Below are 26,235 nucleotides of genomic sequence, written 5' to 3' on the forward strand. Positions count from 1 at the left end.
GTATGATTCGAGTATTGTTATTTGCGCACTTGCAAGAAGAAGCAGGGACAAGTGAATTACAAATAGAGAAAGAAAATATTACAGTTGCAGAGTTAAAAGATGTTGTTGCGAAAGAATATAATGTACCAGTTTCAGAGCCAATTATGGTTGCGATTAATGAAGAATACGCAAATGAAGATGACAGGGTCCAATCTGGTGATGTTGTTGCACTTATACCACCAGTGAGTGGTGGTTAATATTGGATTCATTAAAACGACTTTCCTAAGTAGGGGAAGTCGTTTTTTTATGGCGTTTTTGAGAACACTAACTTATAGGATAAGGAGGACGTTATGAAAAAAATATGTGTAATTATTACAGCGATATGTTCTATCTTTTTCTCTTCTCCAAGCGATTCTTTCGCGAAAGAATCAAGAGAACAGCTTTTAGAGAGTGCGTTATTGAATAGGTACTATTCGGTTATTAGACAAGTGACAGAAGATCAATATGAATGTGATGCAGTTATGAATATAAAGCGTCTCGGCAGGAAAGATGAATTTGTACCTAGATTTGAAGTGACGCTACAATTTCTTACTTTTCAAGGGGCGCATAATCCCCCAAATGACAAAGTTACACTTACTTTGGAGGATTATTTAGATCATATAAAGGTAAAAAATGTGGAGCGAGAAAAGAATGTTTCTAATGATGTTGTAGAAAAGATTTGTGCTCGCAAAAAAGAAAAAATGAAAGCTCATTCTAATGATTGAGAGTGGTAACTTATTCCGCTATTTTGCGGGATGATTAAAGTTTCAATTTATGACATTTTACAGAGAAAGGTAATGGGCGATGGATATATTTTTAGCAATTTTACCAGCTATATTTTGGGGAAGTATTGTGCTATTTAATGTAAAACTGGGCGGGGGACCGTATAGTCAAACGCTCGGAACAACGTTTGGAGCACTTATTTTCTCAATTGTTGTTTATATTTTTATGAAGCCAGTATTAACACCTACCGTTATTGGAGTTGGAGTTGTTTCAGGTTTATTTTGGGCGCTTGGTCAGGCGAATCAATTAAAAAGTATTGATTTAATGGGTGTTTCGAGGACGATGCCAATTTCAACAGGACTTCAATTAGTTGCGACGACTTTATTTGGCGTTATCGTATTTCATGAATGGTCCACGACAATATCGGTCGTCCTTGGGATTTTAGCGCTCGTTTGTATTATTATCGGTGTTATTTTAACATCGCTTCAAAGTGAAGAAGAAAAAAATGCAGAGCAAGCAGCAAACTTTAAAAGAGGTATCGTAATTTTATTAATTTCAACAGTCGGTTATTTAGTTTACGTAGTAGTGATTAGACTATTTAACGTAGATGGTTGGTCAGCTTTGTTGCCACAAGCAGTTGGTATGGTGTTAGGTGGGATTTTGCTTACCTTTAAACATCAGCCATTTAATAAATATGCAATCCGAAATATTATTCCAGGATTAATTTGGGCAGCTGGAAATATGTTTTTATTCATTTCGCAGCCGCGTGTTGGAGTCGCAACAAGTTTCTCGCTATCGCAAATGGGAATTATTATTTCCACGCTTGGTGGGATTCTTATATTAGGTGAAAAGAAAACGAAACGCCAATTAACGGGTATCGTTGTCGGTATCGTTTTTATTATTGCAGCCGGAATTATGTTAGGTATAGCCAAAAGTTAAAGGAGGTATAGAAATGTATAGTGATTTAGCAGGGAAAGTTGTCGTTATTACAGGATCAGCAACTGGTCTCGGAAGAGCGATGGGAGTGAGGTTTGCTAAGGAAAAAGCGAAAGTGGTTATTAATTATCGCTCACGAGAATCAGAAGCAAATGGTGTGTTAGAAGAAATTAAAAAGGTAGGCGGCGAAGCGATTGCTGTAAAAGGTGATGTAACGGTCGAATCAGATGTTGTGAATCTCATTCAATCTGCTGTGAAAGAGTTTGGTACGCTTGACGTTATGATTAATAATGCAGGGATAGAAAACGCGGTACCGTCGCATGAAATGCCGCTTGAAGATTGGAATAGGGTAATTAATACAAATTTAACAGGTGCTTTTTTAGGAAGTCGTGAAGCGATTAAATATTTTGTAGAACATGATATTAAAGGGTCTGTCATTAATATGTCTAGTGTTCATGAGAAAATTCCGTGGCCACTATTTGTGCACTATGCAGCAAGTAAGGGTGGTATTAAACTGATGACAGAAACGTTAGCGCTAGAATATGCGTCAAAAGGTATTCGAGTAAATAATATTGGGCCAGGTGCAATTAATACGCCGATAAATGCAGAAAAATTTGCTGATCCAAAGCAGCGTGCTGACGTAGAAAGTATGATACCGATGGGCTATATTGGAAAACCTGAAGAAATTGCAGCGGTAGCAACTTGGCTTGCTTCTTCAGAGGCGAGTTATGTAACGGGAATTACGCTATTTGCAGATGGTGGAATGACGTTATATCCATCGTTTCAAGCTGGGCGTGGGTAATATGAAAAGGACAAAGAGTTTTATCTCTTTGTCCTTTTTACAAAAAAAATAGCGTTCAGCTATTTTAAATTTAATGATTAATTGTATCTTGAAGAAATTCTGTTGCTTGATGTTCAGTAACATTTTGTACGAGCGCGACTTCGCTAATCATCATTTTTCGGGCATTATCTAGCATTTGTTTTTCGCTCGCATTTAATGTTCTCTCTTTATTACGGCGAAGTAAATCCCGAACCACTTCTGCGCTATCTTGTAAATTGCCATTTTTCATTTTTTCCATATTCATTGTATATCTTTGTTTCCATGAGAGTGATGGGTCTGACTCCCCGTTTTGAAATTCAAGAAGTATATCATCTAACGTACCTCGATCAACGATATAACGAATACCTGATTTTTTTAATTGTTCCATCGGAAGCATTACTTGCATATCTTTACTAATGATGCGTATCACACAATATTGACGTGAAGTACCTAATATTTCTTTCTCTTCAATTGCTTCGATAATTCCTGCACCGTGCATTGGATAAACGATTTTATCACCAATTTGAAACAAATCATCCACCTCCATATGTGGTAACCACTTTTAATGATAGCATACGTATGTAAAAATGTCAAATTTTATATAATAACATAATATTTATATTCGAGTCAATAAGGTAAAGTGCTTTTTTTATGTTTTTTTGGGGATTTTATTTATAGTGATTTTTTTAGAAAAATAGTACAGGTGAAGAAAGAAGGCATATCCACTTATTTTTAAGCATAAAATGTAAAAGCGCTAATACAATATACCTAAATCCGTTCTTTGCAAAGGAGGGAGAGAAGGTGGGGCGCACAATAAAAATTGATATTACAAATAAAGTTGTAGCTAAATTTAGACCAAATTATTTGGAATTATATACGAGTAAATTTATGATAGGTAAGTTTTATGTCTATACTGAAGATAAAAAATATGTGTTAGAAGACGGATATATATATGAGAATGGAAAGTTTTATCGCATCATAGATACGCACCGTGGCAATAATCAAGCGGCGGAGGGCTGCGATCTAGGATGGTGTTAACATGATTCGTGTGAAAGTGTTTGATGAAAGTCACGAAAAAGACTTAGAAGACGCTGTGAATGTTTTTTTGAAAAAGATTGATGATAGCAACTTTGTAGATATTAAGTACCAAGTTGGTGTTTCCATTAACGACGATGAAAACCAAATTTATTGTTTTTCAGCAATGATCGTTTATAAAGCATAAAAAAGAGCTGGCTCATCCAGCTCTTTTTTATGTTTTATGTTGGGACAACATGTGTCGGTAATACGTTCATAATAGATTGGGTTGTGCCTGATTTCTTTGTCGTTAAAAGAGGCTCCCCTGTTTCATGGTTTTGGGCATCTTTACACATACCAAGGTGATAACGATCACCTAAAAATGGATCAATATAAAAACCGTTTTTGAATACTTTATCATTCGGATGTTTTTCATGATGAATATCAGAGCAGTTAATGCAATAGAACATAGCGTTCAACCCCTTTTTATTTTGTTTGAAAAAAGTGAGTCGGTAGTCATTTCGCTCCTAAGGAAATGTTGAGGAGAAGAGAAATAACTACCTACTCAAATGGTGGGCATATTCCTTCTGATTTGTCATATCTCGCGTATTGTCCCTGAGGGAAGGAGGAGAGACGAAGTACGCATGATATAAGTAAGGCACTTCTTTCAATATGAATGATGGAGTTTCATGTTGAGAGAAGTTTTTATTTTGTATTGCCTTTGTGAGTATATTATGAGGAAATGCTAAGAGGGTGTTTGTCCTGTTGAAAAAATGTTGAGAATTTCTCAACAGTAAAAGAATTAGCGTTGACATGAAACCAAAAGGTGTTATATCATCAAAGTACAACCAAAAGGTGTTATGTTATAACGCGGAGTAAAGGAGAATGAAAATGGAACAACAAAATACATTAAATAATATTAAACAAACAATCGTTTTTAACGCGTCTATTCAAAAGGTATGGAGTGTAGTATCAACTGCAGAAGGGATTGCGTCATGGTTTATGCCAAATGATTTTGTATTAGAGGTAGGACATGAATTTCATGTGCAATCACCATTTGGGCCATCACCATGTAAAGTGTTAGAAATTGATGAGCCAAACCATTTATCTTTCTCATGGGATACAGATGGCTGGATTGTTTCATTTAATTTGAAAGACTTAGGAGATAACAAAACAGAATTTACGTTAATTCACGGCGGCTGGAAACATCCTGATGAAATTCTTCCGAAAGCAAATGCGAAGAGCTCTATTATTCGCGATAGAATGAGCGGTGGTTGGGTAGCGATTGTAAATGAAAAACTGAAAAAGGTTGTCGAAGGCTAAGTGTCCTCGTCAGCAGCGAAATATGATGTATTTCAAGCAATTGCTGATCCAACCCGCCGAGAAGTAATACGGTTATTAAGTGACAAAGAGTTACCGATTTCCAAAATAACGGATCATTTCCCGATGAGTCGTACTGCGGTTGTAAAGCACCTTCATATTCTTTCGGAAGCGAATTTAGTAAGTGGAAGAAAAAGCGGAAGAGAGAAGATATATCGTTTGCATCCAGAACCATTAGAAGAATTACAACAGTGGCTCTCGTATTATGAACGTTTTTGGGATAATAAATTATCCATGCTGAAACATATTGTGGAGAATGAAGAGTAGATGTTATGTAAAAAGGATGACCAAAATGGTCATCCTTTTTATTGTTGCTCACTTGTTTGTGTAGCTGGCTTTAATAAAATCCAAGCGATAATTAATGTACATACCGCTAATACGAAAGTGCTCATATAAATGACGTGTACGCTTGATGCTAATGCGGATTGTGATTCGGTTACTACGTTTGCTGTAGTACCGCCATGTCCACCAGATACAAGATCAAGATTTTTAATACCACGTGCGTGAATCATCGTATTGAAGATTGTACCGAATATTGCAGCACCTAACGTTTGACTAAATGTATTAATAAATGTGTTTAAACCAACAGCTGTTCCGCGTGTATGAGCTGGGACTGCTGCTTGAATTGTTACCATGTAAATCGGTGTCACAAGCCCCATTCCTAAGCCGAATAATCCAACTGCTACATAAATAAGGAACGATGGTGAATTGGTTGATAGTGTAAATAATAAGAACGTAGCGACTGATAAAATGCTAGCCCCAAGTAAAATGATTTGTTTCGTTTTTAATTTGCCTACTAAGTTACCAGAGAAAATAGCGCCAAATGTCCACATAACAGGGATTGGCATTAAAATAAGTCCAGCTTCTGTAGCGTTTTTTCCTAATACACCTTGGCTCCAGATTGGTAGGTACATTGTAATACTAATAATCATTGCGCCAGCAATAAGAGTTAATATATTTATCGTAGATAATGTACGGTTAGAGAAAAGTGTTAAAGGAATTAATGGTTCCGGAGATTTTTTCTCGATGAACAAGAAAATAATGAATGAAATAGCGGCAAAGATTAATAGGCCGATAATTGTCATGTCTCCCCAGTTTTGCTTACTGCTACCTGTTAATAATGCATATAGTAGAGCGATTGTACTTAATGAAAAAACTGTTGCACCAAGATAATCGATATGGTGTTTAGCGGGCTTAATAGATTCTTTGTAGTAAATTGCAATCATTAAGCAAGCGATAATTCCAAATGGAACGTTTAAGAAGAAAATATAGCGCCAAGAAAGGGAATCAACTAAAAATCCACCTACTAACGGTCCGATAACACCGGATACACCCCAAACGGCACTCATCCAACCTTGTGCTTTCGCGCGGTCTTTCGCTTCGCTATATAAATCTCCAATTATCGTCATTGTGATTGGCATAACAGCACCAGCACCGATACCTTGAAGAGCGCGGAAGAAAATTAATTGTTCCATCGATGTAACGACTCCGCAAAGTGCAGAACCGACTAAAAAGATTGTAGCTCCGATCAGTAAAACTTTTTTACGGCCGAATAAATCAGCGAGCTTTCCGTATATTGGAGTCGAAACAGCTGTTGCAAGCATATAAATTGCATATACCCAACTAACAAGTTCGACGCCTGACAAATCACTCGTTATACGAGGGATTGCTGTACTAACAATCGTTCCTTCTACCGCAGAAAGAAACGTCATTAACATTAAAGACATCATGACTTTTTTTCTCATTTGTTTTCCCCTTACCCTTTTTTAAATATTCAACAATATAAAATATAAAGGTACTAAGGTATATAAAGCAACAAAAAAGCAATGGAAAGTTACATGGAGCAGATGTTTGTCGCTTCTTGTCGGTAAGTCGATATATTTGAGAAATCGCCGATAATGATTTCATGGCAATATTAAAAAAAGAAACAGGAATCCCTGTTTCTTTTTTAATATTGCATTTTCGCGTTTTCTCCAGCTGTCGTTCCAGCAATTCTACCAGTAACGAGGGCTGATGTAATATTATAGCCACCAGTATAACCGTGGATATCAAGAACTTCTCCGCAGAAATATAAGCCGTTCGTGAATTTAGAAGACATTTCTTTCGGATTAATTTCTTTCACGGATACACCTCCGCCAGTAACGAATGCTTTTTCAATTGACTGCGTACCATTTACATTCACAGTAAACTCTTTAAAGTCTTTCACAAGTGCACGAATCTTTTCGTGAGAAACTTGTCCAGCTTGTTCACTACCGTCAATTTCGTTTTTTTCTAATAAGAATAGGAAGTAACGCTCAGGGACATAACCTTTTAAAACGTTTTTAATTCCTTTTTTCGGATCTTCTTTCATTTGTTTCAGCATGCGCTGAAATAGTTGCTCACTATTTTCCTCTGGCAATGCATCAATACTCATTTGTATTGTGTTCGTTTTAAACTTTTTCAGTGCTTTCACGACGAATTGACTACAGCGAAGAGCAGCAGGACCAGATAGGCCGAAATGAGTGAAGAGCATGTCCATTTTGTGAGAAATGATAGCTTTTCCTTTCGGGTTTAATACGCTTAAGTTTATATCACGTAAAGCAAGACCTTGTAATGAGCGATCACGTATAAACGGCTCGTTTGACAGGATAGGTACTTCTGTTGGGAATAATTCTGTAATTGTATGACCTGCTTTTTCAGCCCAAGCGTATCCGTCTCCAGTGGAACCAGTTTGAGGAACGGATTTTCCGCCAACAGCGATAACGACGTGATTTGTTTCTAACACTTCGCCTGTTTGCAGTACAACTGCCTTCGTTTGACCATTTTCATATTCAATCGTTTCAACAGGCGTATTTGTACGGATTTTTACACCTAAGTCTTTTAATCGTGTTAAAAGTGCATCTACAACAGATTGCGCTTTGTTTGACACGGGGAACATGCGACCGTGGTCTTCTTCTTTCAATTTAACACCAAGATTTTCGAAGAATGTAATAATATCTTCATTATTAAAAAGAGAAAAAGCGCTGTATAAGAAGCGACCGTTTCCTGGTATATGTTTAACAATTTCATCAAGTGGTAGACGGTTCGTTACGTTACAGCGTCCGCCACCAGAAATCGCAAGTTTACGCCCAAGTTTATTTCCTTTATCAAGAAGCAGGACATTTGCGCCTTCTTCTGCAGCACCAATTGCAGCCATTAGCCCAGAAGGACCGCCGCCGATGACAATAACATCATAATGCATAATATATCGACCTCATTTTCTACATTTCCTGCCTAAAAGAATAGCATGTTTTCCGTTAAAAGAAAAATAGAGTGAAGTACTGCTTAATGAGAGAATTGTGGTACAATACAAAAGTTAGAGTTCAGCACTATCCTGCTATTTGTAGGCGATAAGACTAAAACCTCAAGATTTAGGAGAAGTAAATAGGGAGTCTGTTAGCCTGTAAATGCTCGAATGGTTCAACTAATAATCAGTGGAGAAGAACACCCCACTGATTAAAGTTTCATTTTATGTAGATGTAGGAGGATTTTTGTATGTCCGATTCGAAATTTCTGCGCGGAACGCTTATTGTTACGCTAGGGACATTTTTAGTAAAGTTCTTAGGCATGATTTACGTCTTCCCGTTTCATGCATTAGTAGGTACAGAAGGCGGAACGCTCTATACATATGGATACATTCCATATACGATCTTTTTAAGTATCGCAACGGCAGGTGTGCCGCTTGCTGTTTCAAAATTTGTTTCCAAATATAATGCGCTTGGCGATTATAAAACGAGCCGGAGAATGTTCCGCTCGGGAATGGTTATGATGATAGTAACAGGAGTTCTTTCGTTCCTAGTACTGTACATGACGGCACCGTTGTTTGCAGAAGCGATGCTTGGTAAACAAAGTATACACAATAATGTAGGAGAAGTTACGACGATCATTCGTCTTGTAAGTTTCGCACTTATTGTTGTACCAGCAGCGAGTTTAATTCGTGGTTATTTCCAAGGTCACCAGTCTATGGGACCAACTACCGTTTCACAAATTATTGAACAAATTATTCGTATCGTCTTTTTATTAGCAGGTAGTTTTATCGTTATTAAAGTACTTGGCGGTACAGTTGCAACAGCAGTTGGAGTAGCGACATTTGCTGCGTTCGTTTCAGCGGTTGGAGCACTCGGTGTGTTAATTTGGTACTGGTTAAAACGTAAAAAATATTTGGATCAATATTTAATTGAACAAACTGTACCAGAATCAACAGTAAGTACTGTTCAATTGTTTAAAGAGTTATTCGCATATGCGATTCCTTACGTTGTAATTGGGTTAACAATTCCTTTATATCAACAAATTGATACATTGACATTTAACTCAATTATGCAGGCGATTGGTCAAGGTGATATCGCAGAGCGAGCGCTGGGTATTTTCACAATGTGGACGCATAAGTTAATTATGATTCCTGTATCACTTGCAACAGCGTTTAGTTTAACGCTTGTACCAGCAATTACAAAATCATTTACTGAAAAACAATACCGCTATTTGAAATTACAAATTACACAAACATTCCAGGCAAATATGTTTTTAACATTGCCAGCAGTTATCGGTATTTCAACACTTGCATATCCAATTTACACTGCTTTCTATGACTCAGATCCATTAGGTGGACAAGTATTAATGTGGTATGCACCAGTTGCATTGTTATTTGCTTTATTTACAGTAACAGCGGCAATTCTTCAAGGGATTAATCAGCAAAAGCATGCAATTGTCGCGCTTATTATGGGTGTTATTTTGAAATTTGTATGTAACGTAATCTTTATTCGTTATTTCGGTACAGTAGGAGCAATTCTAGCGACCGCAGTTGGTTTCTTAGCTTCTGTTTGGTATACAAATCGACAAATTAAAAAATACGCACACTATTCATTCGGTGTTGTATATAAAAGAACATTCCAAATTGCAGTACTGACACTTATAATGGTCGTTGCTGTAAAACTATCACAATGGCTTCTATCCTTCATGATTTCGCCTGATGGCCGTATTGGTGCTCTTATAACAGTTGCGATTTGTGCAGGTATTGGTGGTCTTGTTTACGGATTGTTAGCAATTCGCACAGGAGTACTTGAAAGAGTATTTGGCGGAGAAGCATTAGATAAAATTCAACGTAAACTTGGTAGTAGATTTAAAATAAAGTTGAAATCAAGAGGGGCGTAATTACGTCCCCTTTTCTATGATAAATAAAGAAGGTGAAAAGCGTGAGATTAGATAAATTATTAGCGAATATGGGATATGGAAGTAGAAAAGAAGTAAAGAAATTATTGAAAGATGGCGTTGTGAAAATTGATGGAACGCCAGTAAAAGATGCGAAAGTTCATGTAAATGTAGAAGAGCAAGAAGTTATGATTCACGGTGAAGTTGTGGAATACAAAGAGTTTGTTTACTTAATGATGCATAAACCACAAGGTGTTATTTCAGCGACGGAAGATGATAATCATGAAACAGTAATAGATTTATTAGAATTAGAAGATGCAATCTTTGATCCGTTCCCAGTTGGACGACTTGATATCGATACGGAAGGTTTCTTATTGATAACAAATGATGGGAAGTTATCACATCAATTATTATCTCCGAAAAAGCATGTGCCGAAAAAATATTATGCACACGTTGCAGGAGTAGTAACAGAAGAGGATGTAAAAGAGTTTGCTAAAGGTGTTATCTTAGACGATGGCTATGAAACAAAACCAGGTACGCTTACAATATTGAAAAGCGATGATATTTCCGAAATTGAGCTTGTGATTACAGAAGGGAAATTCCATCAAGTGAAGCGTATGTTTGAAGCGGTAGGGAAAAAAGTAGTCTACCTAAAGAGAACGGAGATGGGTCCGTTAGTATTAGATGAAGAACTAGAACTTGGACAATACCGAGAGCTAACAGATGAAGAAGTAGAAATGTTAAAAACATATCAAGTAGATACTGAAAAGTAGTACCTTTTAGGCGCAGAAAAGACCCCTTTCTAATAGTTAGAAAGGGGTATGTATTTATTTACATACAATTATTTTTTGTTATGAGGTCATTCTCACTTTCTTTCCTGTTGTTGTCCACTTACCGCGGCAAGGGCTATACACGAGTTCATTAAACTGCAACACATTTAGATCACGTTGTATCGTTCGCGGTGTGATCCCGAACTCATCTACAAGGTCTTTCGTCGTTACCGTTCCGTTTTCATTGATGTACATATAAATTGATTTAATGCGTGTTAGCATACGAGTAGTTGTAGGTTTCAAGAGAAAACCACTCCTCTACTAGTTTTTTTGACCCCATTCAGGAAAGAAGGTCGTTACTACCATTGTACTCTACATGATAAAATTCATGCTTTAATCTACTTAAATTTTACAAAAGTTTAACAAAAATTCATATAGAAAAATATTGGTAGTTGACATTGTATATATGGTCAGTCAACTAACACATAAAATTCTACGTAAAACGCCAAATTCCTGCAAATTTTTTTGAAAAAATAAAAGAAAAACTAATAAGAAATGTCTGAAATATTACAATTGTTCGGTATTTAGTTTTCGTGTATGGCATAAGGGATTTCGGTTTGCTATGATGAAAGAGATAATATAGTGAAGGATGGATGCGTGATGTCAGCGATTAATTGGACAGAAGAAGTTGCAAAACGAAAAGATGATTTAATTCGTGATACACAACAATTTTTACAAATTAAAAGTGTATGGGAAGAAGAATCGGCGAAAGAGGGCGCACCATTCGGTGAAGGGGTAGAAAAAGCGCTATCTTTCATGTTACATAAAGGAGAAGCTGAAGGTTTTGCTTCTAAAAATTTAGAAGGATATGCAGGTCATCTTGAAATGGGACAAGGAGAAGAATTAGTAGGTATTCTTTGTCACGTTGATGTTGTACCAGAAGGAGATGGCTGGACGACTCCCGCATATAGTGCGGATATTCGCGATGGAAAGATTTTTGCACGTGGTGCAATTGACGATAAAGGCCCAACGATGGCAGCATATTATGCGATGAAAATTGTGAAAGAATTAGGCTTACCTCTTTCAAAACGTGTTCGTATGATTATAGGAACAGATGAAGAAAGCAATTGGAAATGTGTAGATCACTACTTTAAAAACGAAGAAATGCCAACAATCGGTTTTGCACCAGATGCAGATTTTCCAATTATTAATGCAGAAAAAGGAATTTCTGATATACAAGTTGTGCAAAATGGTAGTGAAGAGAAAAAAGGTACATATGAACTTGTTTCATTTGATTCAGGGCGACGTTTAAATATGGTTCCTGATTTTGCAGAAGCGGTTATTACAGGAGAAGATGTAAATGCACTTACAGTAGCATATGAAGAGTATTTACAAACTGCTAAAAAAATAGGGGAATCGACTATAGAAGGTAATACAGTGACGTTGCAAATAAAAGGAATTTCAGCGCACGGATCTACTCCTGAAAAAGGAGAAAATGCAGGTTTATTATTAGCAAACTTCTTGACTACAGTTTCACTTGATGGAAAAGCAACTGCATTTGCGACATTTGCAACAGAAACATTTACTGGTGATATTTTGGGTGAAAAAGCTACTATTGCTTATAAAGATGAAATTAGCGGTCCGTTAACAGTGAATGTTGGTCGCCTTTCTTATACGAAAGAAAACGGTGGTAACTTAGGGCTAAACGTACGTTACCCAGTTACAACTAACTTTGAAGAAACAATTGCGAAGTTGAAAGAGTATGTTGGTACGCATGGATTTGAAGTAGCTGACTATTCTAATTCACGCCCGCATCACGTTGATAAAGACCACGTATTAATTCGTACGTTACAACGTGTATATGAAGAACAAACAGGTGAAAAAGCAGAACTATTAGCAATTGGCGGAGGTACTTATGCTCGTTCATTAAAAGCTGGTGTGGCATTTGGACCGCTATTCCCTGGAAAGGAAGAACTTGCGCATCAAAAAGATGAGTACATTGAAATTGAAGACTTATTAAAAGCAACAGCAATTTATGCGCAAGCAATTCATGAATTAGCGAAGTAAAGTGAAACTTTAATCGCCGATATATGAATAATGACCGCTCTCTACTTTAGAGGGCGGCTTCTTTTTAATTGAATGAGATAAGAAAGAAAAGCAACAATAGAAAGAAGGAGACGGTGTACATGGATAGGCATTATTTTGTCGCAATTACGTTACCAAATCATATAAAAGAAGTGCTGTCTAACTATAAAGAGGATACGAATGAGAAATTACCATTTCGCTCGTGGGTACATAAGGAAGATTATCATATTACCCTTTCCTTTTTAGGAGGTGCGACAGAAGAACAGTTAAAAGGGATAAAGAATGGATTACAAACACTTATAAAAACAAAAGAACTATCGTTCACGTTACAAGGTTTTTCAACGTTTGGTAGGGAAGATCAGCCCCGTATTCTTTGGGCGAAGGTAAGTGAGAATCATGATTTGTTTCAGTTACAAAAGCAAGTACATGCCATTTGTGAAGAAAATGGTTTTTCTCTAGAAACACGCCCGTATCATCCACATATTACTGTTGCTCGTAAATGGATAGGAGAAGAAAAGTTTCATTTAGAAAGTATAAAAGAAGGGCCTGAAATATCATTTCAAGCAGATACAATTACTTTATACGAATCCCACGTGAAAGAAACCCCGAAGTATAAATCGATTGCTGAAATAAAATTACAAAAATAGAATGTTGAAAACGTTTTTTATGCAGGTGAATATACTATAGAGAAGAATGGAGTTACTGTATAGAGTCTTGTTGATAAGAAAAGCCTTATCATTTGCAGCTCATTTTATCTCGCCTGATTGGTGAAGGCTAATAATAAGTGAGGATGGGAAAATTTTCTCGCTCATTAAAGTTTCACTTTATTTTAACTTTGAGAATGATGGTGATTTTTTTATGTTGAAAGTAAAACGTCCATTTGATGCCTATTTAGATGAAATGAATAAAATTACAATTTTGCTCCCACATGCGTATGGAACAAGTCGGACATTTCGTTTGCAAGAAGGAAGTAATGTGAAAGATTTACCGATTGCTCATACTATTGCACTTCCAGATGCAACGAAGTATGAGTGCTTTATAGAAGAGCCGCTAGATGTGGGGAAGTATTATACAGTACGAGATGAACGGAATGAAGAAACGGATTTACAAATAGGTGCTGTTATTCGAACAACAATTTTCGATGAAAAGTATTATTACGAAGGTACAGATTTAGGTGCTGTGTATCAAAAAGAAGAAACGACATTTAAAGTATGGGCTCCAACCGCAAGGCTTGCGAAAGTAAGAATTTATAAGAGTGATAAAGAATATACCGATCATGAAATGTACAGAGAAGAAAACGGAGTTTGGATTCAAACATTACAAGGAGATTTAGACGGAGCATGCTATACATTTCTTGTTTGTATTAATTTAATATGGAACGAAGCTGTGGATCCTTATGCAAAGTCGGTGACGGTAAACGGCAAACACGGTGTTGTTATCGATTTAGAAAAAACGAGTGTAACAAGACGAGAGGGATTACCACCATTACAATCAATGACAGATGCCATATTGTATGAACTGCATATTCGTGATGCGACTATACATCAAAATAGTGGAGTGAGTCAAAAGGGAACATATAAAGGATTGATGGAAGAGGGAACAACGGGACGGAACGGGACGTTAACAGGGTTGTCTCATATAAAAGATTTAGGTGTTACACATGTTGAACTATTACCTTTATATTGTTTCGGTGGTGTAGATGAGGCGAATCCTTCGTCCGCCTATAATTGGGGGTATAATCCATTATATTACAATGCACCAACAGGATTTTATGCTACAAATCCCTCTGATCCGTATAACAGGATAGTTGAGTGCAAACAACTAATTGAAACATTTCATGAACAAGGTATTAGGGTGATCATAGATGTTGTATATAATCATGTTTATGAAAGAGAGCTATCATCATTTGAAAAGCTTGTTCCAGGCTATTATTTTCGTCATGGTGAAGATGGTATGCCTTCTAATGGGACGGGAGTCGGAAATGATATAGCGTCTGAACGGAAAATGATGAGGAAATTCATTGTAGAGTCTATTTTATATTGGCTTACTGAATACAATGTCGATGGATTCCGATTCGACTTAATGGGAATTTTAGATGTTGATACAATGAATGTGATAGAAAAAGAAGTACGAAACATAAAACGAGATGCTTTATTATTAGGAGAAGGATGGGATTTACAAACACCACTTCCTGCCAAAGAAAAAGCAACGTTAAATAATGCGAAGAACATGCCGCATATTGCGCAGTTTAATGATCAATTTCGTGATGGGATAAAAGGGAGTACATTTCATATAAACAAGCGTGGTTTTGCATTTGGTGGGTCTGTAGACTGTAATCATTTGCAGTATATTGCAGCAGGAAGTCTTTTAAGTATGAAAGAAACAGGGCTGTTTCTAGAGCCGGCGCAAAGCATTAATTATGTAGAATGTCATGATAATATGACGATGTGGGATAAACTAGTGCGCAGTAATGAAGAATCAGAAGCGATTTTGAAAAAACGTCACCTGCTAGCGAGCGCAATGGTTATTCTTTCACAAGGCATTCCTTTCTTACATGCAGGACAAGAGTTTTATCGTACGAAGAAAGGAAATGAAAATAGTTATAATGCAAATGATGAGATCAATCAATTAGATTGGGATCAAAAAGAGAAAGAGATAGAGACTGTTAACTATATAAAAGGTTTAATTGCGATTCGTAAAGAGCATGGGGCATTCCGATTACAAAACGCAGACCTTATAAAAAAACATATGACTTTTTTACAAACATCTACAGAAGTACTTGCATACCACCTGCAAAATGTAAAATCGTTTGGACCGTGGAAAGAGATTGTCGTTTTATTTAATAGCGGTTTAGAAGCTAAAACGGTGCAACTTCCGAAAGAAGAAACGTGGCATGTGTTAGTAAACGAAAACGAAGCGAAAATAGATCCAATTTCTTCATTTAGAGGAAAGGAACTTAGGCTCGCTCCAATTAGCACGTATATATTGACGATAATGTGACAAATCGCTACTTGACGATGAGAATGTAATAAATGTAGAATTGACAAAGGTGACGATTTTGATAAGTTGTCATTCTATGACAGGTTTTGTAAAATAAAATAGAGGATTTTTGGCCTAGGCTAATTTTTCTTTTCATTTACAGTAAAATATATGAATCCACAACATGTTTAGAAATGTTGCGGTTTTTCTTTTCATAACTATAAAAGATAAGGATTTGTTAACGGGTAATGAATATGGAATGGTTGGAACAATTATTAGGAAAAGAGTGGAGTCTTGTACCGGCTGGTGGAGTAACGGGCGATGCATATATTGCGCAAAACGGACAACAGAAGTTATTTTTAAAGCGGAATACATCGCCCTTTTTAGCGGTATTGTCAGCAGAAGGAATTGTTCCAAAATTACTTTGGACAAGAAGGGTAACGAATGGTGATGTAATTTCTGCTCAAAAATGGCTTCCGGGACAGAAGCTAGAGCCAGAGGATATGAAACTAGAACGTGTTGCGAAACTTTTGAAGAAAATACACTCCTCTAAAGCGCTTGTACAGATGATTCAAAGACTTGGGAAGCAGCCGCTTCACGCACAAGAGTTATTACAACAACTGCAACTCGTTTTAAGAGGAGATATAAGGGATGATGAAACAATTCAGCAAGGCCTTCAATATTTAATGGGTTCATTAAAAGCTATTGAATACAATGAATTTGTTGTATGCCATTGTGATGTAAACCATAACAATTGGATATTGTCGGATGAAGATGAGTTGTTTTTAATTGATTGGGATGGAGCTGTAATTGCTGACCCGGCTCTAGACCTTGGTATGTTATTATATTGGTACATTCCGCGCCAGGAGTGGAGTGAGTGGCTCGGTTTTTATGATATTGAAATGGATGAATCGCTGCTTAGGCGTATGAGATGGTATGTGATAGCACAAACGATTTTGTCTATTCAATGGCATACAACAAAAAAACAGCAAGCAGAAGCTGAATATTGGCATCAATATTTACAGCAACTACTTGCTTCAGAATAATACTTAAGAAAAATTGTCCATTCCAGCAATCCACTGAGTAAGTTGTTCTTGATTATTGGAAATATGGTTGTCCAAATTAGAGGAAGATTTACCCGATTGACTATAAGAATATACATCGTTTAGCATTGTTTTAGCGTCACTACTTATATTATCGTTTGCGAGTAACGATTGAATGAGGCGCTCTAATTGCTCGCATTCTGAAACTGTCCCGCAGCAATCACTTTGGTGGTTGACTAAAATATCTTTCAGCACTTCTAATTGATGTTGTTGATTAATTGGCATGAACGGATCATCCTTTCGATTGTTTTTCTCTTCAAATGTAAGAGAAAAAGCTGTTTCGTCATGGAATGTTTAATGCTGTATGTAGTTTTTATCAAAATGGTACATCTTATACTTGAAAGAAACGGACCGAGTGCTCGTACGTACTTGGTTTTTTGTTTGGTAGATTAATTAAAAAAAGAAATAAGGAATTATTCCTTTAAAATAGTTTTGTAAAGAGAGGGAGACATCTATGCGTTTAAGACATAAACCATATGCAATGGATCGAATTAACGAGTATTCACATATCGTAATCGGAAACCCAGAGGAGCGCGCTGGTAACTGGAAAGAAGTATTTGGAAATGAACAACCAATTCATATTGAAGTAGGTACAGGTCGTGGCCGCTTTATGTATGATATGGCAAAAGCGAATCCACATATTAATTATATTGGAATTGAAAAATTCACAAGTGTTGTTGTAGATGCACTTGATAAATTAATTGAAGAAGAAGTGCCGAACTTAAAGTTAATTAATAAAGATGCTGAAGATTTAACAGTTTTCTTTGCAAAAGGTGAGATTGATCGCGTTTATTTAAACTTCTCAGATCCATGGCCAAAGAAGCGTCATACGAAGCGTCGTTTAACGTATAAAACGTTTTTACGTAATTATGAAGAAGTGTTAGTAGAAGGCGGAGAAATTCATTTTAAAACAGATAACCAAGGTTTATTTGAATATTCTCTTATGAGTATGGCTGAGTATGGTATGTTACTAACGTACTTAAGCTTAGATCTTCATAACAGCGACTTTGAAGGTAACATCATGACTGAATACGAAGAGAAATTCTCTAGTAAGGGTCATCGTATTTACCGAGTTGAAGCAAAATATCGTACAGAGCCTATGCAGTAATGCATAGGTTTTTTTATGCCTAAAATAATCAGAATTTTATGTTAAGATTAATTAAAAGGGGGATGTGTAATGGAACAGTTACAAATTGGAGATATAAAAGTAACGTGGTTAAAAGGCGGAAATACACATTTAGATGGAGGCGCAATGTTTGGTGTTGTGCCGAAAGTACTTTGGTCACGTAAATATAAACATAATGACACAAATCATATTTACTTACGAACAGATCCGTTACTTTTACAAACGAAAGATGGAAATATGCTCATTGATTCAGGAATAGGAAACGGTAAGTTGAATGAGAAGATGAAACGAAATCAAGGTGTAACAGAAGAATCATCGGTTTATGAATCGTTAGAAAAACAGGGATTAAAGCCTGAAGATATTCAATATGTTTTAATGACACACCTTCATTTTGATCATGCATCTGGTCTAACAAAATGGGAAGATGATCACCTTGTACCGGCATTTCCAAATGCGAAAGTTTACGTAAGTGAAACAGAGTGGAATGAAATGAGGAATCCAAACATTAGATCACGTAATACATATTGGAAGGAAAATTGGGAGCCAATTGTAGATCAAGTTGTTACGTTCCAGCAAGAAATAGAAATTACAGATGAAATCAAGATGACGCATACCGGTGGTCATAGCGATGGACATGCAGTTATCGCTTTGGAGAGTCAAGGAGAAACGATGCTACATTTAGCAGACCTATTGCCGACACACGCGCATCAAAATGTATTATGGGTAATGGCATACGATGATTATCCGATGACTTCGATTGAAAATAAGCAAAAGTGGATGAAGTATGGTGCTGAAAAAGAGGCGTGGTTTACGTTTTATCATGACGCATATTATCGTGCTGTGAAGTGGAATGAGGAAGGACATATTGTAGAAAAAATAGAACGGAAAACGAGTATAGAAGCTTAAAAAGAGGAGATTGTTCCATCATATTTGTTGGAGCAGCTTCTTTTTTATTATCGGATTTTGTCGGTAAGTCGATATATTCGGAAAATCGCTGATATAATTTTAATCAATACCCACAATTTCAAAAAAATAAGAGGTTCACCTAATGGGAACCCTCCTTTTTATGCTGCTATAACTTCTAAAACAGTACCTGTTTTAGCATCAACTAAAAATTCAAATCGTTCTTGTATATCATCTAACATTGTTGTAAGACCGCCGCGATAAACTTCATATGCGACATCATATTTTTCAAATGTCTCTGGAACCATATGTACCCAAGAGCCAGTAATTTCACCTTTATGACTTAATGCTTGTTTCACCATTTTCAATGCTTTTTCTGAAGAAATATGGGATTGTTCTTGTACTTTGTTTGCAACGAGATAACCAGCTGCGAACCCAACGCCAAGACCTGCTACTAAACCTTTCCAACTCATATATTCACCTCAATTCTATAAAATAAAAATAGTGTACCAATAATAATTATAAAGCAAATACAGTTAAAAAAGAAGAAACTAGAAACATTTCGAAAATTTCGTTACAATAAAAGAGGTATTCTACTAAGGTTTGAAAGAAGGGGACTTCGTGAATAAAGAGACATTACAATTATTTCGTACGTTAACAGAATTACAGGGGGCATCAGGTTTTGAACATGATGTACGCCGTTTTATGAAACAAGAATTAAGCAAATATGCGGATGAAATTGTACAAGACGGTTTAGGTAGCGTATTTGGTCTGAAAAAAGGGGACGAAACTGGCCCGCGTGTTCTTGTAGCAGGTCATATGGATGAAGTAGGTTTCATGGTTACGCAAATTACGAAAAACGGAATGCTTCGTTTTCAAACGTTAGGCGGCTGGTGGAGCCAAGTTTTATTAGCACAGCGTGTACAAGTTATGACGAAGAATGGTCCTGTTATTGGGGTTGTTGGTTCTATTCCTCCTCATTTATTAAGTGACGCGCAACGTGCAAAACCGATGGATATAAAAAATATGTTAATTGATATAGGTGCAGATAGTTATGAAGATGCGATTGAAATTGGTGTAAAACCAGGACAACAAATCGTGCCGATTTGCCCATTCACACCGATGGCAAATGAGAAGAAAATTATGGCGAAAGCTTGGGACAATCGTTACGGATGTGGTCTTGCAATCGAATTGTTAAAAGAATTAAAAGATGAAACATTACCAAATACATTATATTCTGGTGCTACTGTACAAGAAGAAGTAGGCCTTCGCGGAGCGCAAACAGCTGCAAATATGATTCAACCAGACATTTTCTATGCGCTTGATGCAAGTCCAGCAAACGATGCATCTGGTGACAAAACGCAGTTCGGTCAATTAGGAAAAGGTGCTCTTCTTCGTATTTACGATCGCACGATGGTAACACATAGAGGAATGCGCGAATTCATTTTAGATACAGCAGAAACAAACAATATTCCGTACCAATACTTTATTTCACAAGGTGGTACAGATGCGGGCCGTGTACATACAAGTAACTCTGGTATCCCATCAGCAGTAATTGGTGTTTGTGCACGCTACATTCATACACATGCTTCAATTTTACATGTTGATGATTATGCAGCGGCGAAAGAATTAATTACGAAGCTTGTAAGAACAACAGATAAAACGACGTTAGAGACAATTAAGAATAACGCGTAGAGAAGAAGGGCGAAAAACCCTTCTTTTTTTAGGTTGAATAGATGACCCAGCGATGATTGGGAGCGGTCAGTGCTTAATTGGTGTTCGAATGATGTATGAAGACTCCAAGTAGGAAGTGAGAGGAAGGCTGTTTTTGTTTTCGAAGACGGTAATGTTGCTAGAAAAAACCTTCTTTTTTAGGCTGAATAGATGACTTGGTGATATGTGGTAGTGGTTGATACTTAATTCGTATCTGATGCGGATATTAGAATAGAATGATGAATTTTTATAGAGGTGAACGAAATGAAAGTAGTAGTTGGATCGAAGAATAAAACGAAAGTTGGTGCTGTGGAGAAGGTTTGGAAAGATGCTACAATTACATCTCTCTCTGTTCCTTCAGGAGTAGCAAATCAGCCGTTTTCAGATGAAGAGACGATGCAAGGAGCGATTAATAGAGCGAAGCGAGCGCTAGAGGAAGGAGAAGCTCCAATTGGTATTGGGCTAGAAGGCGGTGTGATGAAAACGGAGCACGGTTTATTTATGTGTAACTGGGGCGCGCTAGCAACAAGTGATGGGAAAGTATTTGTGGCCGGAGGAGCGCGTATTACGTTACCAGACGATTTTTTAGCACCTCTTGAAGATGGTAAAGAATTAAGCGAAGTGATGGAAGAGTTTGTACATAGAAAAGATATTCGTAGTCACGAAGGAGCGATTGGTATTTTTACAGATGATTATGTCGACCGCACGGAATTATTTGTACACGTTGTTAAGTTACTTGTTGGGCAATATAAGTATGACAAAAAGCAAGCATAAACCTTGCACCATGCGCGATGTATGGTAGTATAAAAGAAAGATTATAACATGAAAAATGCACTCGTTAGAGGAGGAAATATAGATGAAGTCATTAGAAAGCATGGAGCAATTCCAACAATTAAAAAATGAAGAGAATGTAGTCTTTATGTTCTCAGCAGAATGGTGCCCAGACTGCCGTTTTGTAGACCCATTTATGCCAGAAGTAGAAGAGAAATATAGTGATTTCTCATTTTACTATGTAGATCGTGATGAGTTTATTGATCTATGTGTAAAATTAGACGTATTTGGCATTCCGAGCTTTGTAGCGTACAATAAAGGTGAAGAAACTGGTCGCTATGTAAACAAAGATCGTAAAACACAAGAACAAATCGAAGAGTTCATTGAAGGTTTAAAATAAGGCAATTTGCCAATTGAATTGTAAAACAACCTCTACCTTCGCGGGGGAGGTTATTTTTTTGGAAGGGAGGAAAAAGAGATGAAGATGACAAGTAAAAAGATGAAAGACGAGTTAATGAAGAAATTATCTCGTCCAGAGTGGGACTTTCAGTATGATAGCGAGAAAGAGGTTCTACGTATAGAACAGAAAGACTCGAAAAAAGGTATTAACGTATCACTTCCAGGAGTTGTAGCAAAATGGGAAGTGAACAAAGAAAAGGCAATTGAAGAAGTTGCTTATTACGTACAAGAAGCGCTAATTGCGATGCATAAAGAAGAAAATAGCGGAGCAAAAATTTTACCTGTTATTCGTTCTACTTCTTTCCCGAAACAAGCAGAAGAAGGAAATCCGTTTATTATGACGGATCATACGGCGGAAACACGTATTTACTATGCGTTAGATTCGAATAAAACGTATCGACTAATTGATGAACGTCTGTTACAAAAATTAGAACTTACAGAACAGCAAGTGCGTGAAATGGCATTATTCAACGCACGCTCATTAGGTTATGAATTTAAACAAGACACAGTAGCGGGTAATACATTCTACTTTTTAAACACAAATGATGGGTATGACGCGACTCGTATTTTAAACGAATCGTTACTACAATCGATGCGTGAAAAGATTTCTGGTGACATGGTTGTTGCTGTTCCTCACCAAGATGTATTAATTATTGCTGATATCGTCAACGAAATCGGTTATGATATTATTGCACAAATGACAATGAAATTTTTTGCCGAAGGGCATGTTCCGATTACATCACTTTCATTCGTATATGAAGATGGAGAATTTGAACCAATCTTTATTTTAGCGAAAAATCGGAAGAAGACAGATGGAAAAGAGAAAGGATGAACGAAGTGAACGTTTTTTACAACCTTGAAGGAATTGGTGACACTTTAATTGTTGCCTTACAAGATATTACTTTAGAGAACCGTACTTTTGATCGCAAAGGAGATGTTGCACGCGTATACGATCGTGAAAGCAATATAACAGCAGGATTCAACATCTTTAATGCATCTTCTTATTTAGAAGTAACAGAAACAGGAAACCTTACATTAACGAAAGAGCTTGTAGAGAAAATCAACGAAGTTTTAGCGAAGAATGGCTTTGAAGAAACAGTAGAAGCAGATCTTTCTCCGAAATTTGTTGTAGGCTATGTAGCTGAAAAAGAGAAACATCCAAATGCTGATAAGCTAAACATCTGTAAAGTAGAAATCGGTACAGAAACATTACAAATCGTATGTGGTGCACCAAACGTTGATGCAGGACAAAAAGTTGTCGTTGCGAAAATCGGCGCTGTAATGCCAAGCGGTATGTTAATTAAACCGGCTGAACTTCGCGGTGTTCCTTCTTCTGGAATGATCTGCTCTGCACGTGAATTAGAGCTTCCAGACGCTCCACAAGAAAAAGGTATTCTTGTATTAGAAGATAGCTTTGAAGTTGGACAAGAGTTTAAATTTTAATTGATATAAGAAAAGAGAGGTTGTCCTTTTGGACAGCCTCTCTTTTCTTTTTGTCATTCTTTATCGGTAAGTCGAAATTTCTTGTTGAATCGTTGATATATTGAGAGTTGTGATAGATATACTCAAAAAATCGTAAATATGATAAGAATGTCACCTTTTTTCTTAAAATCTATATTGTATTTTATAAACAAACTAGTTAAAATTTAGAAAAATAGAAGGGGATAGACGTATGAAACAACAACCAAAAATCGCAGAACTTCTAAAACGAATTGAAACTTCAAAACAGCAAGATGTTGAGCTAGGTACTTATGAAATATATGTGTTTAGTGAAAGTGAATTAGAAAAAGGACAAATCGGTTACCGATATGATAAACATAAAAATTCATTAATAAGTGAAGAAAACGGAAAGTGGCAAGAAGGATGGATTGCAATTGGATATGAAACGGATATGGGTGATCCAGTTTTCGTAAATATAGATGATAACGCTTATCCGGTTTATACTGCAGAGCGTGGTACAGAAACGTGGCATCCTGTTTATATTGGAAATATGGATGAGATTATAGGGCAATTATAAGAAAAACTTTGAATCCGGTGCAAAGTGATGGGAGAGAAGTATGAAGTATATAAAAATAATGAGCATGATTGCATTCATTGGAATATATATGGCTGGTTGTTCACAAGAGCAGCCGAAAAAAGAAACTACATCTTCTATACAAGAGAAAAGAAAAGATACCAAAGAAGACGCACCGGTAGAAAAGCAGCAAGAACAAGAAAAGAACGAAGAATCGCAAGCAATTAAAACGAATGAGCAAGTGGAGCATAAGCAGGAGGAAGTGCCGACTGAAGAAAAGATAGAGGAAACTACACCGGTGCTGCCAACTGAGCAACCAATGCAAAATAATGAACAAAAAGTAGAGAGTAATGAAAAACAAGAGAAGTTTCTCGTCGTTATTGATCCAGGGCATCAACAAAAAGCGAATTTAAATTTAGAGCCGATTGGGCCAGGGGCAACAACACAAAAATATAAAGTCACAGATGGTACAACTGGTGTTGTGACGAAAAAAAGAGAGGCCGTACTTGTATTAGAAATGGCTTTCGTATTAAAAGAAAAGTTAGAAGCGAAGGGAATGCAAGTATTAATGACGAGAACGTCACAAGACGTTGATATAAGTAATAAAGAACGGGCGACATTCGCAAACAATCATAAGGCAAATTTATTTTTACGTCTTCATGCAGATGGTTCTGAAAATCCAAACCAAAGTGGATTTGCTGTATTGACGCCAGCAGAAGACAGTCCGCATACGAAAGAGATTTATGCGGAAAGCCTTCAAATCTCTCAAATGATTGTAAATAAAATGAGGGAGAACCAGCAAGTGAAAGTAAATGGAATTAAATTCAGGGATGATCTTTCTGGATTTAATTGGTCCAAAGTACCTGGTGTACTATTAGAACTTGGGTTTATGTCAAATCTTGAAGAAGATAAAAAATTATCTGACCCGCAGTATGTAAATTCTTTATTGCAAAGTGTAACGGATAGTATAGATGCATATCGGAAGCGTAAAGCTTAAGCGCAGTCTTACATGAAAGGCTGCGTTTTTCCATATGAAACACTCGTAAATTAGAATATTGTGGATAAATATGACATGCTTAATTTTACCTGCACTTTTTGCCGAATGCTGATACAATAAAGGATGTTACTATTTAGTAGAAAGAGTGGTAAGCATGTTAGATTGGATGAAAAAGTTGTTTAACAAAGAGGAAGAACAAACAGCGTTGAATAAAGAAGTACAAAAGCAAATTGAAAGTCAGCCGAAAATTCCTCGTGTAAACCACTACACTGAAGCAAGAGAAGCACAAATGGCAAGTAGGAATGCAGGTAAATGCCGTTTTCCTTTAGTACCGGATAATGGGTTCGATGAAGAGGATGAAAGAGAAGTAGATCACTTCGAAGAACAACCTGTTCAAGGAGTAACATATGAAGAACCGACTGCTCAAAGAGGAATACAGGTGGAAAGAAGCAGACGACCGTATGTGGAAAAGGTAGTTTCTACATATGAAGAACCGGAAGTACAATATGAACCGGTGCGAGAGGCTGTCGTTAAAAAGGCATCTGCACCTTCGCAAGAGAGTAACCGTAGACCATTTCGTCCAACAGAAATGATTTCGCCAATTTATGGATATAATCGTCCTTCAGTAGAGAAAAAGGTTGAAAAGCAGGAGGAAGTAAAAGAAAGAGAAGATCTTGAAATATCTGTAGAGGGCAAAGCAGTTGTTGATGCATGGTTAGAGAAAAAAGGATATACATTATCAGATTTCTCAGAAGGGCAAGCAACGTCTTCTTCGCCTAGTCATGAATCGGTTGGTCAACAGGATAAAAAGCAAGAAAAATCAGTTGTTGATCAATGGCTAGAGAAAAACGGTTATGAAATCGAACGCCAAGAGCCTTTAGTAGAAGAAAAAGAAGTGATTCAAGGAATGAGTACACCGCAGGAAGTTTCAGCGGATGAATTACTTCATAAAACAGTAGCTGAGCAGATGGAAAGTGCTAAGCTAGAAAAAGATGTAGTGGTGTTAAACGAAAACAATCTACAAGAAGAATTAGTGGCTTCTAAAGTAGAGCACGAGGATACAATATTATCAGAAGAAATTAAACGTAATACAGAAATAAAACAACCTACTATTGAAGTGGAAAAGCAAGCTCCAGAAGAATCAGTGATTGTCAAAGCAGAAGAAAAACTTGCAGAAACAATCATTGTGGAAATACCAGAAGAGCCAGAAGAAGTGGAAGTAATTACAGAAACAGAAGAGCCAGAAGAAGTGGAAGTAATT

At 36.8% G+C, this 26,235-nt stretch carries 30 protein-coding genes and 1 pseudogene; 24 read left to right on the forward strand and 7 right to left on the reverse strand.

The genetic code is table 11. The features are described 5' to 3' along the window. Positions 1 to 2 precede the first annotated feature (2 nt). The 4 genes from moaD to CN409_RS26785 all read left to right on the forward strand — a co-directional run bounded on the left by moaD (position 3) and on the right by CN409_RS26785 (position 2,479). On the forward strand, positions 3 to 236 hold the full coding sequence (gene moaD, locus CN409_RS26770; protein ID WP_000621773.1) for a molybdopterin converting factor subunit 1: 234 nt from the start codon (positions 3 to 5) through the stop codon (positions 234 to 236). Positions 237 to 329: 93 nt separating this feature from the next. After that, positions 330 to 743 carry a DUF3888 domain-containing protein gene (locus tag CN409_RS26775; protein ID WP_086390943.1) on the forward strand — a complete coding sequence of 138 codons (414 nt, stop codon included), beginning with the start codon at positions 330 to 332 and terminating at the stop codon, positions 741 to 743. Between the two features lie 79 nt (positions 744 to 822). After that, positions 823 to 1,680: a glucose uptake protein GlcU gene (gene glcU, locus CN409_RS26780; protein WP_000350863.1), complete on the forward strand. Its 858-nt coding sequence runs from the start codon at positions 823 to 825 to the stop codon at positions 1,678 to 1,680. A gap of 13 nt (positions 1,681 to 1,693) precedes the next feature. Further along, positions 1,694 to 2,479, forward strand: coding sequence for a glucose 1-dehydrogenase (locus tag CN409_RS26785; protein WP_000286680.1), 786 nt, complete (start codon positions 1,694 to 1,696; stop codon positions 2,477 to 2,479). Positions 2,480 to 2,549: 70 nt separating this feature from the next. Here the strand turns inward: CN409_RS26785 and CN409_RS26790 are convergent, their stop codons facing one another. Next, positions 2,550 to 3,044, reverse strand: a complete 495-nt coding sequence (locus CN409_RS26790; protein WP_000451446.1) for a CarD family transcriptional regulator — start codon at positions 3,042 to 3,044, stop codon at positions 2,550 to 2,552. Positions 3,045 to 3,298: 254 nt separating this feature from the next. On the opposite strand from CN409_RS26790, the gene CN409_RS26795 reads away from it, so the two are divergent. Beyond that, positions 3,299 to 3,535 (forward strand): DUF2553 family protein, encoded by a 237-nt coding sequence (locus tag CN409_RS26795; RefSeq protein ID WP_000533804.1) that lies wholly within the window; start codon positions 3,299 to 3,301, stop codon positions 3,533 to 3,535. 1 nt (position 3,536) lies between these two features. After that, entirely contained in the window at positions 3,537 to 3,719 is a 183-nt protein-coding gene (locus CN409_RS26800) for a sporulation protein Cse60 (protein ID WP_000621751.1), read from the forward strand. 34 nt (positions 3,720 to 3,753) lie between these two features. Here CN409_RS26800 and CN409_RS26805 read toward each other — a convergent pair whose 3' ends face one another. Next, a complete protein-coding gene (locus CN409_RS26805) occupies positions 3,754 to 3,981 on the reverse strand; it encodes a DUF3973 domain-containing protein (protein WP_000498990.1) in 228 nt (75 codons plus the stop codon). 421 nt (positions 3,982 to 4,402) lie between these two features. On the opposite strand from CN409_RS26805, the gene CN409_RS26815 reads away from it, so the two are divergent. Both CN409_RS26815 and CN409_RS26820 read left to right on the forward strand, forming a co-directional pair. Then, positions 4,403 to 4,834 carry an SRPBCC family protein gene (locus CN409_RS26815; RefSeq protein WP_097981966.1) on the forward strand — a complete coding sequence of 144 codons (432 nt, stop codon included), beginning with the start codon at positions 4,403 to 4,405 and terminating at the stop codon, positions 4,832 to 4,834. Further along, positions 4,835 to 5,158, forward strand: a complete 324-nt coding sequence (locus CN409_RS26820; RefSeq protein WP_000098837.1) for an ArsR/SmtB family transcription factor — start codon at positions 4,835 to 4,837, stop codon at positions 5,156 to 5,158. Between the two features lie 38 nt (positions 5,159 to 5,196). Here CN409_RS26820 and CN409_RS26825 read toward each other — a convergent pair whose 3' ends face one another. Together CN409_RS26825 and CN409_RS26835 are read right to left on the reverse strand one after the other, a co-directional pair. Then, positions 5,197 to 6,636: an MDR family MFS transporter gene (locus CN409_RS26825; protein WP_001228024.1), complete on the reverse strand. Its 1,440-nt coding sequence runs from the start codon at positions 6,634 to 6,636 to the stop codon at positions 5,197 to 5,199. A 203-nt stretch (positions 6,637 to 6,839) separates the two neighbouring features. Then, positions 6,840 to 8,111, reverse strand: a complete 1,272-nt coding sequence (locus tag CN409_RS26835; RefSeq protein ID WP_000558871.1) for a BaiN/RdsA family NAD(P)/FAD-dependent oxidoreductase — start codon at positions 8,109 to 8,111, stop codon at positions 6,840 to 6,842. Positions 8,112 to 8,404: 293 nt separating this feature from the next. Between CN409_RS26835 and CN409_RS26840 the strand changes: the two genes are divergently transcribed. Together CN409_RS26840 and CN409_RS26845 are read left to right on the forward strand one after the other, a co-directional pair. Further along, positions 8,405 to 10,057, forward strand: coding sequence for a putative polysaccharide biosynthesis protein (locus CN409_RS26840; protein ID WP_001284026.1), 1,653 nt, complete (start codon positions 8,405 to 8,407; stop codon positions 10,055 to 10,057). Between the two features lie 41 nt (positions 10,058 to 10,098). Further along, a complete protein-coding gene (locus CN409_RS26845; protein ID WP_001234949.1) occupies positions 10,099 to 10,827 on the forward strand; it encodes a pseudouridine synthase in 729 nt (242 codons plus the stop codon). A gap of 78 nt (positions 10,828 to 10,905) precedes the next feature. On the opposite strand, the gene CN409_RS26850 is transcribed toward CN409_RS26845, so the two are convergent. Beyond that, on the reverse strand, positions 10,906 to 11,127 hold the full coding sequence (locus tag CN409_RS26850) for a DeoR family transcriptional regulator (protein WP_000805512.1): 222 nt from the start codon (positions 11,125 to 11,127) through the stop codon (positions 10,906 to 10,908). Between the two features lie 357 nt (positions 11,128 to 11,484). On the opposite strand from CN409_RS26850, the gene pepV reads away from it, so the two are divergent. The 4 genes from pepV (at position 11,485) to CN409_RS26875 (ending at position 16,934) form a co-directional block, all read left to right on the forward strand. Next, the gene (pepV, locus tag CN409_RS26855; RefSeq protein ID WP_001274235.1) at positions 11,485 to 12,891 is read left to right on the forward strand and encodes a dipeptidase PepV; all 1,407 of its coding nucleotides are present in this window, start codon (positions 11,485 to 11,487) and stop codon (positions 12,889 to 12,891) included. A gap of 119 nt (positions 12,892 to 13,010) precedes the next feature. Further along, the gene (gene thpR / locus CN409_RS26860; protein ID WP_017763668.1) at positions 13,011 to 13,556 is read left to right on the forward strand and encodes an RNA 2',3'-cyclic phosphodiesterase; all 546 of its coding nucleotides are present in this window, start codon (positions 13,011 to 13,013) and stop codon (positions 13,554 to 13,556) included. Positions 13,557 to 13,767: 211 nt separating this feature from the next. Further along, positions 13,768 to 15,909 carry a type I pullulanase gene (gene pulA, locus CN409_RS26870; RefSeq protein WP_000921762.1) on the forward strand — a complete coding sequence of 714 codons (2,142 nt, stop codon included), beginning with the start codon at positions 13,768 to 13,770 and terminating at the stop codon, positions 15,907 to 15,909. A 227-nt stretch (positions 15,910 to 16,136) separates the two neighbouring features. Continuing rightward, a complete protein-coding gene (locus tag CN409_RS26875; RefSeq protein ID WP_002081999.1) occupies positions 16,137 to 16,934 on the forward strand; it encodes a phosphotransferase family protein in 798 nt (265 codons plus the stop codon). A gap of 3 nt (positions 16,935 to 16,937) precedes the next feature. On the opposite strand, the gene CN409_RS26880 is transcribed toward CN409_RS26875, so the two are convergent. After that, positions 16,938 to 17,216: a YtzH-like family protein gene (locus CN409_RS26880; protein ID WP_001122235.1), complete on the reverse strand. Its 279-nt coding sequence runs from the start codon at positions 17,214 to 17,216 to the stop codon at positions 16,938 to 16,940. Between the two features lie 229 nt (positions 17,217 to 17,445). On the opposite strand from CN409_RS26880, the gene trmB reads away from it, so the two are divergent. Next, positions 17,446 to 18,099 carry a tRNA (guanosine(46)-N7)-methyltransferase TrmB gene (gene trmB, locus CN409_RS26885; protein WP_001239383.1) on the forward strand — a complete coding sequence of 218 codons (654 nt, stop codon included), beginning with the start codon at positions 17,446 to 17,448 and terminating at the stop codon, positions 18,097 to 18,099. 69 nt (positions 18,100 to 18,168) lie between these two features. Continuing rightward, the gene (locus CN409_RS26890) at positions 18,169 to 19,023 is read left to right on the forward strand and encodes a YtnP family quorum-quenching lactonase (protein ID WP_000436873.1); all 855 of its coding nucleotides are present in this window, start codon (positions 18,169 to 18,171) and stop codon (positions 19,021 to 19,023) included. Positions 19,024 to 19,181: 158 nt separating this feature from the next. Here the strand turns inward: CN409_RS26890 and CN409_RS26895 are convergent, their stop codons facing one another. Continuing rightward, positions 19,182 to 19,493 (reverse strand): PepSY domain-containing protein, encoded by a 312-nt coding sequence (locus tag CN409_RS26895; RefSeq protein ID WP_000118541.1) that lies wholly within the window; start codon positions 19,491 to 19,493, stop codon positions 19,182 to 19,184. Between the two features lie 148 nt (positions 19,494 to 19,641). On the opposite strand from CN409_RS26895, the gene CN409_RS26900 reads away from it, so the two are divergent. The 8 genes and pseudogenes from CN409_RS26900 to CN409_RS26935 all read left to right on the forward strand — a co-directional run. Beyond that, positions 19,642 to 20,715 carry a M42 family metallopeptidase gene (locus CN409_RS26900; RefSeq protein ID WP_001031517.1) on the forward strand — a complete coding sequence of 358 codons (1,074 nt, stop codon included), beginning with the start codon at positions 19,642 to 19,644 and terminating at the stop codon, positions 20,713 to 20,715. Between the two features lie 282 nt (positions 20,716 to 20,997). After that, a complete protein-coding gene (locus CN409_RS26905) occupies positions 20,998 to 21,507 on the forward strand; it encodes a DUF84 family protein (protein WP_000869954.1) in 510 nt (169 codons plus the stop codon). An 82-nt stretch (positions 21,508 to 21,589) separates the two neighbouring features. Further along, the gene (locus tag CN409_RS26910; RefSeq protein ID WP_000838193.1) at positions 21,590 to 21,904 is read left to right on the forward strand and encodes a thioredoxin family protein; all 315 of its coding nucleotides are present in this window, start codon (positions 21,590 to 21,592) and stop codon (positions 21,902 to 21,904) included. A 78-nt stretch (positions 21,905 to 21,982) separates the two neighbouring features. Further along, on the forward strand, positions 21,983 to 22,795 hold the full coding sequence (locus CN409_RS26915; protein WP_000784606.1) for a DUF1444 domain-containing protein: 813 nt from the start codon (positions 21,983 to 21,985) through the stop codon (positions 22,793 to 22,795). Then, a complete protein-coding gene (ytpR, locus tag CN409_RS26920; protein WP_001006765.1) occupies positions 22,792 to 23,406 on the forward strand; it encodes a YtpR family tRNA-binding protein in 615 nt (204 codons plus the stop codon). The genes CN409_RS26915 and ytpR overlap by 4 nt, the downstream gene beginning before the upstream one ends. A 229-nt stretch (positions 23,407 to 23,635) precedes the next feature. Then, positions 23,636 to 23,980 (forward strand): hypothetical protein, encoded by a 345-nt coding sequence (locus tag CN409_RS26925; protein ID WP_000813351.1) that lies wholly within the window; start codon positions 23,636 to 23,638, stop codon positions 23,978 to 23,980. Positions 23,981 to 24,020: 40 nt separating this feature from the next. Then, positions 24,021 to 24,974: an N-acetylmuramoyl-L-alanine amidase gene (locus CN409_RS26930; protein ID WP_000874053.1), complete on the forward strand. Its 954-nt coding sequence runs from the start codon at positions 24,021 to 24,023 to the stop codon at positions 24,972 to 24,974. A 154-nt stretch (positions 24,975 to 25,128) separates the two neighbouring features. Beyond that, a pseudogene (locus CN409_RS26935) lies at positions 25,129 to 26,235 on the forward strand (DNA translocase FtsK); the annotation flags it as partial.

This window comes from Bacillus sp. AFS012607 (assembly GCF_002558005.1).
GTDB lineage: Bacteria > Bacillota > Bacilli > Bacillales > Bacillaceae_G > Bacillus_A > Bacillus_A thuringiensis_S.